The organism is Paenibacillus favisporus (genome assembly GCF_040545415.1).
Lineage (GTDB): Bacteria > Bacillota > Bacilli > Paenibacillales > Paenibacillaceae > Paenibacillus_AQ > Paenibacillus_AQ favisporus.
On the sequence record NZ_JBEPLV010000002.1, the window covers coordinates 857,840 to 870,597 of the forward strand.

At 54.1% G+C, this 12,758-nt stretch carries 11 protein-coding genes; 8 read left to right on the top strand and 3 right to left on the bottom strand.

The window, feature by feature from the left end; translation table 11 throughout:
- The first annotated feature begins 103 nt into the window (after positions 1–103).
- Positions 104–1,192: a Gfo/Idh/MocA family protein gene (locus tag ABID47_RS11895; protein ID WP_354496891.1), complete on the top strand. Its 1,089-nt coding sequence runs from the start codon at positions 104–106 to the stop codon at positions 1,190–1,192.
- A gap of 90 nt (positions 1,193–1,282) precedes the next feature.
- On the opposite strand, the gene ABID47_RS11900 is transcribed toward ABID47_RS11895, so the two are convergent.
- Positions 1,283–2,401: a DUF4179 domain-containing protein gene (locus tag ABID47_RS11900; RefSeq protein ID WP_354496893.1), complete on the bottom strand. Its 1,119-nt coding sequence runs from the start codon at positions 2,399–2,401 to the stop codon at positions 1,283–1,285.
- Entirely contained in the window at positions 2,398–2,943 is a 546-nt protein-coding gene (locus ABID47_RS11905) for a sigma-70 family RNA polymerase sigma factor (RefSeq protein ID WP_354496895.1), read from the bottom strand. Before ABID47_RS11905 ends, ABID47_RS11900 begins: the two co-directional genes overlap by 4 nt.
- Positions 2,944–3,115: 172 nt before the next feature.
- On the opposite strand from ABID47_RS11905, the gene katA reads away from it, so the two are divergent.
- The 6 genes from katA to ABID47_RS11935 all read left to right on the top strand — a co-directional run bounded on the left by katA (position 3,116) and on the right by ABID47_RS11935 (position 10,045).
- On the top strand, positions 3,116–4,576 hold the full coding sequence (gene katA / locus ABID47_RS11910; protein ID WP_116231479.1) for a catalase KatA: 1,461 nt from the start codon (positions 3,116–3,118) through the stop codon (positions 4,574–4,576).
- A 455-nt stretch (positions 4,577–5,031) separates the two neighbouring features.
- Positions 5,032–5,730, top strand: coding sequence for a response regulator transcription factor (locus tag ABID47_RS11915; RefSeq protein WP_354496897.1), 699 nt, complete (start codon positions 5,032–5,034; stop codon positions 5,728–5,730).
- A 2-nt stretch (positions 5,731–5,732) separates the two neighbouring features.
- Positions 5,733–6,767 carry a sensor histidine kinase gene (locus ABID47_RS11920; protein WP_354496899.1) on the top strand — a complete coding sequence of 345 codons (1,035 nt, stop codon included), beginning with the start codon at positions 5,733–5,735 and terminating at the stop codon, positions 6,765–6,767.
- A 197-nt stretch (positions 6,768–6,964) separates the two neighbouring features.
- A complete protein-coding gene (locus ABID47_RS11925) occupies positions 6,965–7,750 on the top strand; it encodes an ABC transporter ATP-binding protein (protein ID WP_251674152.1) in 786 nt (261 codons plus the stop codon).
- Entirely contained in the window at positions 7,728–9,668 is a 1,941-nt protein-coding gene (locus ABID47_RS11930; RefSeq protein WP_354496902.1) for an ABC transporter permease, read from the top strand. The genes ABID47_RS11925 and ABID47_RS11930 overlap by 23 nt, the downstream gene beginning before the upstream one ends.
- Positions 9,669–9,712: 44 nt before the next feature.
- Positions 9,713–10,045: a YxeA family protein gene (locus ABID47_RS11935; protein ID WP_116231475.1), complete on the top strand. Its 333-nt coding sequence runs from the start codon at positions 9,713–9,715 to the stop codon at positions 10,043–10,045.
- Between the two features lie 175 nt (positions 10,046–10,220).
- Here the strand turns inward: ABID47_RS11935 and ABID47_RS11940 are convergent, their stop codons facing one another.
- Positions 10,221–11,204 (bottom strand): bile acid:sodium symporter family protein, encoded by a 984-nt coding sequence (locus tag ABID47_RS11940; RefSeq protein ID WP_354496904.1) that lies wholly within the window; start codon positions 11,202–11,204, stop codon positions 10,221–10,223.
- A gap of 257 nt (positions 11,205–11,461) precedes the next feature.
- Here ABID47_RS11940 and ABID47_RS11945 point away from each other — a divergent pair, with 257 nt between their 5' ends.
- Positions 11,462–12,463 carry a LacI family DNA-binding transcriptional regulator gene (locus tag ABID47_RS11945; protein ID WP_354496906.1) on the top strand — a complete coding sequence of 334 codons (1,002 nt, stop codon included), beginning with the start codon at positions 11,462–11,464 and terminating at the stop codon, positions 12,461–12,463.
- The last annotated feature ends 295 nt before the right edge of the window (positions 12,464–12,758 follow it).

The following is a 12,758-nucleotide window of genomic DNA, read 5'->3' on the forward strand; positions in this document are numbered from 1 at the left end:
TTATGATCCAAAGGAGAAGCTGGCGATATCCGCGATTCGTTCATGGCTGTCGCTCATGGTACTGCCGCCTTCGGGCTGCTCACAATAAAAAGGAGGTGTAGTTATGGGAAGGCCTGCAACTTTCGGCATCATTGGCGGCGGTGGATTTCGGGCCCAATATTTTTTAAGAATTGCGCAAGCGCTTCCAGAGAAATTCCAGGTCACGGGAATGGTGGTCCGGGACGCAGCCAAAGGCCAGGCGATGGAGCGCCAGTGGCAGGTGGCCGCATACAGGACGCTTGAACAGCTGTTAACCGGCCCGAAGCCGGATTTCATGATCGTATCGGTCAGCGCATCGGCTTGCGCGGAGTATTTGATTCAGCTGGCGGACCAAGGCATTCCCGCATTGGCGGAAACGCCTCCTGCACCTGATTTGGACGGGCTGATCCGGCTGCATGACCAGCTGACACGCCGCGGTGCGCGGGTGCAGGTCGCCGAGCAGTATCCGTTCCATCCGATGAACCAAGCTAGAATGGCCATCATTCGGGAAGGGCTGCTCGGGAACGTAACCCAGGCAACCGTATCGATTTCACACTTTTACCACGGAGCCGCCCTGCTTCGGAAGATGCTCGGTATTGGATTTGAAGACGTCCGCGTTCGGGCAATGCGGTTTGAGTCCGACTGGGTGGCAGGACCTACCCGGAGCGGACCGCCGCCGGAAGAACAGATCGTGACGTCCCGGCGGGATTTGGCCTGGCTGGATTTTGGCGGCAAGCTCGGGATTTACGATTTCACCGCGGACCAGCATCGTTCCTGGATCCGCTCGAACCACCTGTCGGTTCGGGGGGAGCGGGGCGAAATATTCGATGACCGGCTGACGGTCCTGAAGGACTTCCGTACGCCGCTTTATTTAAACTTCAAGCGAATCAATAAGGGTGAGCTCGAGAATCAGGAAGGGTACTTTCTGGAGGGGATTATGGCGGGAGAACGGTGGGTGTATAACAATCCGTTTGCCCCTGCAAGGCTGTACGACGACGAAATCGCGATTGCCTGCTGCCTGCAGCAAATGGCTGTCTACGCTGCGGGCGGGCCCAGTTTCTACAGTCTCTCTGATGCTTCGCAGGATCATTATTTGGGTATGCTCATCCAGCAGGCGATTCAGTCCGGAGAAACCGTCGTTTCTTCACGCCAAGTTTGGTCAGGTGATGAGTAGATGAAGATCCCGATGGCCGAGCCCGGATCATAAGGCAGCAGACTAAAAACCGCGATATATTCGCGGTTTTTTAGCTTTTCATTACAACCATCATTTGATTTTCAGTTCAACGACGGGCAGATCCTTTAGCGGTTTGGGGGCACCTGTGTCCGAATCGATGTACATCTTCAGCACAAGCGAGCGGGGCTTGTCGAGCATGCTGCTGCTGAATATTTGCTCGAAGCCCTCGTCGGTCCCGTTTCCGGCAACCGGATTCAGCTGCACAGCCCTTCCATTTCTGTTAGTGGAGACGATGGTCATGTAACGGAGTTTATCCCAGATGGATTGCTTGGTTTTGAAATCCAATTCGCTGCCGTTATCGATTGCGAAGGTGGCGCGCGTCAACAACGGAGACATTTCCACCTTGGAGAGAACAATCTTATGGCCATCGATGCTGATAGAACGATCGGGCTGCATAACAAAGGTCGGCGTCTTTTCAAATTTTGGTTCTAAATCAACGTCAATTTTCATACGGTCGGAATAACGGAAATCCGCAGCGACCGTCCCGGTTTTCGGGTCGCCCAGTTTTCCGGGATTTACGGAGGCCACCTGAAAGTCGACCTCGATGCGGCTCGGAAAAGGCTGGCTGCGGTCAAGCATCACCGTGCTTTGACCGGACCAGCTGCGACCGTCGCCGTTGCCGATCTGAAATTTGGAATTCAGGAGCTTGCCGGAATTTGAGTCGGTCACTTTTGCGCTGTTTACCTTGTAGATCTCCTGACCGGACTCTGCTGTGGCGGTGTACAACAGCATGATCTTGTTTTCATCAGCCGTGACGGCGTCCAGGGTAATTCGGTAAGGACCGGAGGAAACCGACTTGTTGACGATTTGGATGTAATTGTTGCGTACTGCGGATTCGAGTGTCACATGGTCCACGTCTTTGGTGGATAGGGCCCTGTACCTTTCCAATGCGCCCCAACTCATATCCTTCGCCGTATGCGGTGCAGGAATGCCGATCGGGCCGCCCTGCCACCATCCGGCACCCAGCAGCACGGCCATCACCACTGCAGCGACGGCATAGGGTAGAAAACGCCGCTTCCGCGAAGCCGGACTATGCGCGAACCCGCGCCGGATCGCCTCGGTAGCTTCCGGGTCGCCGATTTGCATCCTTTCCCGCCGGAGCTGCGCCGCGTCGGCAAGCAGGGCTTGTTCTTCAGGGTTCGTGTTCATTCCCAATCCCTCCGATTCTTCATCCATTTGCGGAGCTGGCCAAGCCCCTTATGCTGCCACGTTTTGACTGTGCCTTCCGGTTTGCCGAGAACCGCGGCGATTTCCGTGAGCGTCAGGTCGTTGTAGTATTTCAGGATCAGCACATGGCGGTATTTCGGCTTCACCTTTTCCAGCAGGGGCCCCATGGCGACCTTATCGTGGTTGAATGCTTTGAATGCATCATGAGGTTGGCTAATCTCCTCAAGCTGCTCATCCACGGTAGGAACGGCCCGCTTCCTGCGCCGCTGCTCATCGATGCATACATAAATGAGAATGCGGATGAGCCAAGCCTTCAGCGCTCTGCCGTCTTTCAGCGTCGAGCGTTTGACCCATGCCCTGCACGTCATTTCCTGCAGCGCCTCCAGGGCATCATGACGATTGCGCAAATAGCTGTAAGCGATGTTCAGCAGCGTTTCCCGATGCTCCATGATGGCGTCATAAACATCGGTTTCTAATCCGGCTTGTCCCATGCTAACCTTTTTCATTTCTGCGTGAGAGCCCAAGCGGGCAGCCCTCCTTTCTTTGTCTCTGTGGTACAGACGGACCAACACTTCAAACGGTTTTAAAAATCTTATTTATAATTATTCTAAATAAATATTGACTTTAAATTGATAAGTGTTATCATTTGTTTATGAGGTTTTTTGATGATCATTTTACGAAAAAGGTGGAGAGCTAATGAGTACAAATCATTCCGATTCCAATAAACTGACAACGAGCTGGGGAGCCCCGGTTGGGGACAACCAAAATTCCATTACGGCCGGACATCGCGGTCCTACCCTGATTCAAGATGTTCACCTGCTGGAGAAATTAGCCCACTTTAATCGCGAGAGAGTTCCTGAGCGTGTCGTTCATGCGAAAGGTGCCGGAGCGCACGGTTATTTCGAAGTGACTAACGACATGTCTAAATATACCAAAGCGAAGCTGTTTCATGACAAGGGCAAGCGAACCGACCTTTTTATCCGGTTTTCGACCGTTGCGGGAGAACTGGGCTCCGCAGACACCGTCCGCGACCCGCGCGGATTTGCTGTAAAGTTCTACACTGAAGAAGGCAACTACGATATCGTAGGCAACAACACGCCGATCTTTTTCATCCGCGACGCGATCAAATTCCCGGACTTTATCCATACTCAAAAGCGCGATCCGAGAACGCACCTGAAAAATCCGAACGCCGTATGGGATTTCTGGTCCTTATCTCCTGAATCGCTGCACCAGGTTACTTACCTGATGGGCGACCGCGGCATTCCGGCGACGCTGCGTCATATGCACGGTTTCGGCAGCCATACATTCAAATGGGTCAACGAGCAGGGTGAAGCCGTGTGGATCAAGTACCATTTTAAAACAGACCAAGGTGTGAAGAACCTGGATCCGGATCTGGCGGCAAAGCTGGCAGGTGAAAATCCCGACTACCATATTCAGGACCTGCAGCAGGCGATCGAAGCAGGGGACTATCCGTCCTGGACGCTGTATGTTCAGATCATGCCGCTGGAGGACGCAAACACGTACCGGTTCGATCCGTTTGACGTGACGAAGACGTGGTCCCAGAAGGATTATCCGTTAATCGAGGTTGGGAAAATGGTGCTCGACCGGAATCCGGAAAACTATTTTGCCGAAGTGGAGCAGGCCACGTTCTCTCCGGGCAACCTCGTTCCGGGCGTTGAACCGTCCCCGGACAAAATGCTGCAGGGCCGCCTGTTCGCCTATGCGGATGCGCACCGTTACCGTGTAGGAGCGAACCACAACCAGCTGCCGATCAACCGTCCGAAGGTACCGGTCAACAACTATCAGCGCGACGGATACATGAATTCGGGTACGAACGGCGGCGGATCGGTCTATTACGAACCGAACAGCTTCAACGGACCGAAGGAAGATCCGCATGCCCGGATCACTCCGTTCGAGGTTGACGGCTATGCTGCACAAACGGCGTACGATCACGATGATCACTATACGCAAGCCGGGGACCTGTACCGCTTGATGAGCGAAGAAGAGAAGGCCCGCCTCATCCGGACCATCGTGGAAGCGATGAAGCCGGTGGAGCTGGAGGAAATTAAGCTGCGCCAGATCTCCCATTTTTACAAAGCGGATCCGGATTACGGAACCCGTGTTGCCGAAGGTTTGGGCTTAACCGTCCAAGCGTAAAGCGGCAGCAGCGGTTTTTGCCCCTTAAGGGCGGCAGCCGCATGGATCGAGGCGTGCGAACAAATGAAAGGGAGGGTGATCCGGCATGATGCTTCAGCCAAGTGTATGCCCCATGTGCCACCAGCCGATCAAAAATTTGAAGCATACGATCATTTGCGGCTGCGGGAGCAAAATCAAAACCAAAATCAAATTCAAGTAACATGAAGAAGCTTACCCTTCGCGTCAAGGGTGAGCTTCTTTTTTTGATATAAAGACGCGGTCTTCTTGCTCTCGCAGGAAATACCCCCGCCAAATTGCTGTCCTTCTTCCTTGATTCCTTGATGCGGCAAGGACTGATAAACGGCTGGTTGCAAAAAAGAGGCTGTATGTTTATATTAAGACACACCAATGATCGAAATGATAAGGTAGGGTCTACACGTAATTCTGAAGGGTTTGTGATGCGAAGTGTTGATCGTATGGAAATGAACATTTTTATTGTGGAGGACGACGCCTCCATATTTGAAGCATTAAGGCAAAGGCTGGAGAAATGGTCGCTGCGGGTCACCGGTCCCCGTGATTTCGAGGACGTCATGGGAGACTTTTTGAAGCAGCAGCCCCACCTGGTCATTCTTGACATTCAGCTTCCCCGTTATGACGGCTTTTACTGGTGCAGAGAGATTCGGGCGGTCTCCAAGGTGCCGATCCTGTTTCTTTCTTCCAGGGATCATCCGATGGATATGGTGATGGCTATGAACATGGGAGCGGACGATTATGTCCAGAAGCCGTTTCATATGGACGTGCTGCTGGCCAAAATCCAGGCCGTTCTGCGCCGTACTTATGCCTACGGAGAAGAGACGATGGATGTCATCGAGTGGAATGGGGCGCTCCTCGATTTGAAACGCGGGGTGATCCGCAGGGACGGCCGGGAGGCGGAGCTGACAAAGAACGAATTTTACATCCTAACGGTCCTTGTCGATGCCAAAGATGAAATCGTTACCCGCCAAGACCTGATCCGGAAGCTCTGGGAGGACGAGCATTTCGTTAACGACAATACACTGACGGCCAATATTACCCGGCTGCGCCAGAAGCTGGCCCTCCTTGAACTGGATGGAGCGATCGTCACGAAAAAGGGAATCGGGTATATGGCGGTAACGCTGGAAGGAGGCGGGACTTAGGCGTGTTTATCCGTTATGTCCGGAGCATGCTCAGCTGGATTTTTTTCATTGTGATGCTGCTGGGAGTGACCGACCTGCTGATATTCCTGGATCGGGGAATTTCCATACAGGGAAGCTCGTTCGTGTATTTGAACCTGCTGTTCCTGCTGGCATTTATCGGGTTCTTCATTTGGCGCTACTTGAGAGAAACGAAATATACCTCGCAGCTTGACGCGCTTGCCCGCGATATGCAGGATGATTGGCTGGAGGCGCTGCCCAGGCCTGAATATGTCCGGGACGAGACCGTCGACGAAGTGCTGCGTGCGGCGGATCTGCATTATAAACGAAAAATCTCCGATCTAAAAAAAACATGGCTCGTCCAAAACGATATGACGGCTTCATGGATCCATGAAGTGAAAGCACCCCTGACGGCCATGAAGCTGGCCATCGATGCGCATCCCCGGGATCCGGCCATGCGTACCGTTGAAGCTGAATGGCTGCGCCTGCACCTCCTTGTTGACCGGCAGCTGTATATTACGCGCCTGCCTTCGTTGGAATCGGACTACGTTCCGGAAGAAACGGTGATTCAGCGGCTGGCGGCTAAGGAGGTACGTGAACTGGCCTCGTGGTGCATGGCCAAAAACCTGGCTGTCGAGTTCGAGGGGGACGAAGCGCAGGTAACCACCGACAGCAAGTGGTGCAGGTTTATGATCCGCCAAATCCTGATTAACGCCGTGAAATACAGCCCGGAGGGGGGCACCATTTGGATTGCTTCGGAGAGAATGCCAGCCGGCAACGTCGTGCTGGTCATAAAGGACGAGGGACCCGGCATTCCGGCACACGATCTGCCCCGGATTTTTGACAAAGGCTTTACCGGAGGCAATGGCAGGCTCCACAACGCCGCAACGGGCCTTGGATTATATCTGGCGCGGGTCGTTGGCGACCGGATCGGATTGACCCTTGAGGCGGAATCCGCTCCCGGAAAAGGAACAGCGATGCGCCTGATTTTTACGGCAGCTAATGCGTATGAGAAGGTCCAGAAAGAAAGGTACAGGTAAATAGTTTGGAGGCCGGCCGGGGATAAACCCGGCCTTTTTGTTCGTAAATGGATATGCATAAGCAATGCCGCAAAGTAACGAAGGGGCTTCAATGTGACGAAATTGTCATGCTGGGGGCGCTCCTTGTCACCTAAAACGTGCGACAACCCGGTCAAGGGACGGGTACAATAAGGCCATAGCTGAAGTGGAGGTTCAATATGAATACAACTTTTTCGCCAAAAACGATGCTGCACGCCCAGGATTTGCGCAAGTCATACGGGAGCAAGGGCAGTGCTCAGCAAGTGTTGAAAGGAATCGACCTACGCGTGTGCGAGGGCGAATTCGTCGGCATCATGGGGCCGTCCGGATCGGGGAAAACGACCCTGCTTAACGTTCTGGCGACCATCGACCGTCCCACCGAAGGAACGGTACGCATCGAGGACGCCGACGTGTCCGGCATGAAAGACGCCGAATTGTCTTCTTTTCGCCGCAACAAGCTGGGGTTCATCTTCCAGGATTACAACCTGCTCGATACGCTGACCGTGAAGGAGAACATCCTGCTGCCGGTTTCCCTCGGCAAACGGAAGTTCAAGGACGCGGAAGCTGAATATCAGGCCATCGCCGGCATTCTCGGCATCCGGGACCTGGCCGGTAAGTACCCGCATGAGATCTCCGGCGGGCAGAAGCAGCGGACATCGGCCGCCCGCGCTTTGATCCACCGCCCTGCGATGGTCTTTGCCGATGAACCGACCGGAGCGCTCGACTCGAAGTCTGCTTCTGCGCTGCTTGAAACCATTGCGGATCTCAACCGGGACCGTCAGGTCACGATCGTCATGGTTACCCACGATCCGGTAGCTTCAAGCTATTGCAGCCGCGTCGTGTTCCTCAAGGACGGCCGGATTTACTCCGAGCTGTACCGCGGAGATAAATCAAGACAGGCTTTTTTTAAGGATATCATGGATGTGCAGGCGGTTCTCGGGGGTGACACGGTTGACGTTGTTTGAGCTGGTCATTCGCAGCATGCGTAAAAATGTTAAGCAGGATTATCTGTATTTCTTTGCGCTCATTTTCAGCACAAGCTTGTATTTCGTGTTTGCGACGCTGCAGCATGACCCGTCCATTGCGGGAATGTCGGGAACGGATGTTCATTTTGCCACGGCCTTCAAGGTTGCCGGGATTCTGCTGCTCGCCATCGTCGCGGTCTTTACGGTCTATGCCAACAGCATTTTCTTGAAACGCCGCAGTAAAGAGATCGGGTTGTACCAATTGATCGGTTTAACCCGTAAGGGAGTGGTGCGCTTCCTCATAACTGAGAACGTGCTGCTTGGCGTCGGTGCGCTGCTGCTCGGCATCCTCTGCGGAGCCGCCTTATCCCGGATTTTCCTGCTGATCCTGCTGAAAATTCTGGGGTTTGACGGCATGGTTGCACTGAAGTTCTCCATGACTGCGGTCGTGCAGACCATCGTCGTATTTGCCGCACTCGTGCTGCTCACCTCGATCCAGATGGTGCGCAGCGTGTACCGCAGCACCTTGCTCGAGCTGTTTCACGCCCGGAATCAAGCGGAGCATCCCCGGAAGCCGAGCGGCTTTCGGACGGGCCTTTTAGCCGTGCTAGGGATTGCCCTCATTGTTTATGGCTACGTTCTGTCAGGACGCATGGTCAACCAAATGCTGTTCTTGAACATGCTGCTGGTGCTGCTGGCTACGATTGTGGGGACCTATCTGCTGTTCAGAATCACGATCGGCTGGTTATTTTACCGGTATCGGAAAGGCCGCAGCGGCCACCTTGGCCTGACGAACAGTCTGTCGCTGGCGCCGCTGATGCACCGGATGAAGGGAAACGCCAATTCGCTGACCCTGATCACTGTGCTGTCCGCCATGACGCTGACGATGGTCGCCTTGACCTACTCGCTTTATTATTCGGCCGGGAGCGATACGCGGATCTCACTGCCGTACGATGTCGTGTTTGAAAATGATGAACAGGCATCGGCTTCGTTCCGTGGAGATTTGCAGAAAGCTGGAATCTCCTTTGTTCGTACGCCGGTGGAAGCCTTGCGGGTAATCGGCGAAATCCGGGACCCGGCGCATCCGGCGAAATCCCGTGCACAGGGACTCCTCTTTCTGCCAGCGGAGCAGCTGAAGGCAGCCGGTGCGGATATCGCGGTTCCCGAAGCAGGCGAAGCCTGGCTGTTCGACGGACGGGCCCGGCTGAACGCGCTCGGAAGCCAAGACGACCCGAACGAACCAAAGCAAATCGTGCTGGAGACCAATGGAAAGAGCCAAGTCTTCCGATTGACGGAAAGCGTGGACAAGTTCGCCATGAATTACAACGTCTACGGCGCTCAAATCGTTACTTCGGCCTCGACCGTCAATGCGCTTAAGGAGAAGAAGGGCTCATTAACCAAGGGCGAGACGGTTACGTTCGATACGTACAGGTTCCCGGACCATGCCCAGCGGGCCAAAGCTTCGGCACTGTACGCGAAATACGTGGCGAAGGATGACTTTAAGCCCGACTTTTATTCGGAGTATCGGGCTGCGCTTCAGTCGTTCGGATTGTACATTTTCATCTCGGGCTTCCTTGGGCTGGTCTTTCTGGTCTCCACCGGCAGCATCCTGTACTTCAAACAAATCGCGGAAGCGGAAGAAGAGAAGAGAAGCTTCGTGACGCTAAGGCAGCTTGGGTTTGATGTGAAGGATATCATGAGAGGCGTGGCCCGGAAGCAGCTGTTCGTCTTTGCAATTCCTCTTGTCATCGGGCTTATGCATTCCATTTTTGCCGTGAAGGCTGCTTCCGTCCTGGTGCTCTCAAGCATTGCGCTGCCATCGGCTATCGCCATGGGGGCGTACGCCTTGATTTACTTCTCTTTTGGTGCATTGACGATTGGCTATTACAGAAAGCTGGTCAAGTCAGCTATGCATTGAAACCATTTGATAGGGTCCAACAACAACGTAAAGGAGCGATCGATATGAAAAAAGGCGGGGCGGTAGCTGCGCTGATCATCATCATATTGGCGGTGTTTCTTGTCATGTCCGCCAGAGACGTCGTGGACCGGTTCAATCCGCTGGTCCCTCAGGAAGACGTCTTTGTCCGGATCGATAAGCCGGCAGAGAACGATAATGGCCGATATAAGTACGAGCTCACCGGCTACAATTCGGAGGGTAAGAAGAAAAAGGTTATTTTTACATCAAGCACACAGCTTCCGGAGGGAACTTATTTAAAGGTATCGGCCAAAGGCGCTTACACAGAGAGTTATACGAAGGTGAAAGAAGAAGATGTTCCTAGGAATATCACTTGGTGACTAGCCAATGTAGATATAGGACAGCGGGACGCTCACTTGGATGAAGTGGGCGTCTTTTAGCAAATCGTTCGAAATACCGCTCGTTGTCCCGAGTTGCGGTAACGCTGCCAAAACGAAAAAAATCCCGTACAGTCGAATGACTGCACAGGATCGTTGTGCTTCTCCTACAGGATGCTTACAGTGCGCGAGTTTGCGTTTTCCCCGATTCTTCCCGCCGGATGCGCAGCTGCGTGCGGCGGCCGAGCAGGAGTCCGACCAGAGACGCCATCATCTGCTGGAAGACCATGCCCAGAACGACGGGAACGGCGACCGGTGCGGGAAAATAGGCGACGGCCAGGACGGCGCCCGCGCTGATGTTGCGCATCCCGCCGTTGAAGACGAGGGCGACCTGCTCCGGCTCACTCCAGCCCATCAGGGCGGAGATCGCGAAGCTCAGCAGGTACCCGGCAGCGGCCAAAAAGACGATAACCGCAGCGATGCCGACCAGCCGGGGGCTGATGTCGGACAGATAGGGAGCGACCACGGAGCCGTTGATCATGATGACCAGCGCCATGGCCAGTTTGGAGAACGGGTTGAGGCGCGGTCCCCAGACCGGAACGATGGCGCCTTTGCTCCATTCGTTCAAGGCCATGCCGAGCAGGGAAGGGACCACGATCATGCCGAACAGGCTGCTGATCATCGGCAGGATGTCCATATGAACGCTCGTTCCAATCAGCAGCGACAGGATGCCGGGAACGGCGAAAGGCGCGATCAGCGTGTCGACCAGGATGATGGACAATGTCAGCGCGATATGGCCCTTGTACAGGCTTACCCATACGAAGCTGCTGACCCCCGTTGGGATGACGGCGGCAAGCACAAGCCCGGTGATCGTATAAGCGTCGAGCGGGAATAGAACCTTGCCCGTGCCGAGGGCGATCAGCGGCATGATCACATGCAAAACCAGCAGGCAGGCAAAGAGCGGAAGCGGCCTTTTCATGACACTGAGAAAATCCTTGAAGCTTAAGCTGATGCTTCCGGCAAATGTCATAAAAGCAAACAGCCAGGGAGACATGAACGTATACGAAGACAGCAAACCTCCGCATAAGACGCCGATGACGATGCTGGCCGGCGTAATCAAAGGCATGATTCGGTTGAGTCGGGCATTCAGTGATTGCAGCATAAGCAGTCCGTCCTTATGTTTTCGTATTCATACATTATACATGGCATGGCAGTATTGAAAAAGGCTGAATCTGCCAGTTGGGCACAGGCGAGCTGTTTGATTTCGGCATCAGGTCTGCTGATCAAGGGCATACCGCGGACAGCGTTCTCTATGAAAATATGGAGCTTCAGCCAACCATGTAATTGGAATTGGCCTTGAAATCTATGATAAAATGAAAGATAAACCCAATTGTACGGTGTAAAGGAGCGGCCTATTATATGAGACCCATACAGTTCGTGGCCAAGACGGCCGGCGTGTCCGTTGCGACCGTGTCCCGGGTACTGAACAACAGTCCCCTCGTCAAGGAATCGACGCGCAAGAAAGTGATGGAAACGATCAAAGCGCTGGAGTATGAGCCCAATTCCCTCGGCAGGGAATTAAGAAGAGCGGAGACGCGCCGCATTATGGTGCTGACTCCGAGCCTCGTCTTTCCAATTATGGCGGACGTGTATAAGGGCATACAGGATGTAGCTCAGAAGAACGGATATCAGGTGCTGGTCTGCGCCTCCGAGGACGACCATGATAAGGAAGAAGAGCTGCTGCAGATGCTCAAGAAAAAAATCGTCGACGGCGTCATCATCGTGGCCTCCACCTTGAGCGCGGAGGAGCTGGATCAGCTGGCGAAAGATTACAGCATCGTGCAGTGCTCGGAATATGAGCAGGTGCAGCACGCTTACAGCGTTTCGGTCGATAATGAACAGGCAGCCTTTGATGCGGTGTCCCACCTCCTGTCTTTGGGTCACCGGCGAATTGCCATGGTTAAAGGGGGAAACGCGAAGAGTTCTTCCGCCGCCCGGGAGCAGGGGTACCGGCGAGCGCTGGAATCGGCGGGGATCGAGGTGCGCCAGGAGTGGATCAGGGAGAGCGACTACGAGTACCAGAACGGGTACGACCTTGCCGTCGAATGGCTTCAAGCTGCGGAGCATCCGACCGCCATTTTCTGCTCCAGCGACGCTACAGCCATCGGCTGCGTCAACGGGGCGATATCGCTGGGCAAATCGGTGCCGGATGACGTCGCTGTCGTCGGATTCGACGATACGGTGGAATCGCTGATGAGCCGGCCGCCTATCACGACGATACGCCAGCCCAAGTATGATCTCGGCCGTGCCGCGATGGAGGCGCTCCTGCAAAGCTTGCGCGGAGAAGCGGGCAAGAACAAGACGATCCTGCTGCCCCATGAAATCGTCATTCGGGAGTCGACGGCAAAGCGATCCCGCTGACAGGTGAAAAATAGGGGTTGCGCTCTTCAAAGAAATCGCTTACAATATCGCTTAAAGAAACGGTTACCAAGCAGCCGTTTTTTTAAAACCGCTGAAATGTAATGCGTTACATTTCTGGATCCGGATTCGCGCGAATCAAAGGTACCGTTTAGTAAAACCAACCAGCAAGGGCAATATCTCTTTTTCATACCTTAAAATGTAACGCATTACATTTTGCCGGAGGAAGGGTGACTTTCCGGATTCACCCGGGGGAAGAAAAGCAAGCATGTTCATCAGGATAGGAAACCGAGAAACC

Bases quoted from the DNA above. Each gene is read 5' to 3' on its own strand.
- ABID47_RS11895 (WP_354496891.1), top strand. From the start codon at position 104: ATGGGAAGGCCTGCAACTTTCGGCATCATTGGCGGCGGTGGATTTCGG.
- ABID47_RS11900 (WP_354496893.1), bottom strand. From the start codon at position 2,401: ATGAACACGAACCCTGAAGAACAAGCCCTGCTTGCCGACGCGGCGCAG.
- katA (WP_116231479.1), top strand. From the start codon at position 3,116: ATGAGTACAAATCATTCCGATTCCAATAAACTGACAACGAGCTGGGGA.
- ABID47_RS11915 (WP_354496897.1), top strand. From the start codon at position 5,032: ATGGAAATGAACATTTTTATTGTGGAGGACGACGCCTCCATATTTGAA.
- ABID47_RS11925 (WP_251674152.1), top strand. From the start codon at position 6,965: ATGAATACAACTTTTTCGCCAAAAACGATGCTGCACGCCCAGGATTTG.
- ABID47_RS11935 (WP_116231475.1), top strand. From the start codon at position 9,713: ATGAAAAAAGGCGGGGCGGTAGCTGCGCTGATCATCATCATATTGGCG.
- ABID47_RS11940 (WP_354496904.1), bottom strand. From the start codon at position 11,204: ATGCTGCAATCACTGAATGCCCGACTCAACCGAATCATGCCTTTGATT.
- ABID47_RS11945 (WP_354496906.1), top strand. From the start codon at position 11,462: ATGAGACCCATACAGTTCGTGGCCAAGACGGCCGGCGTGTCCGTTGCG.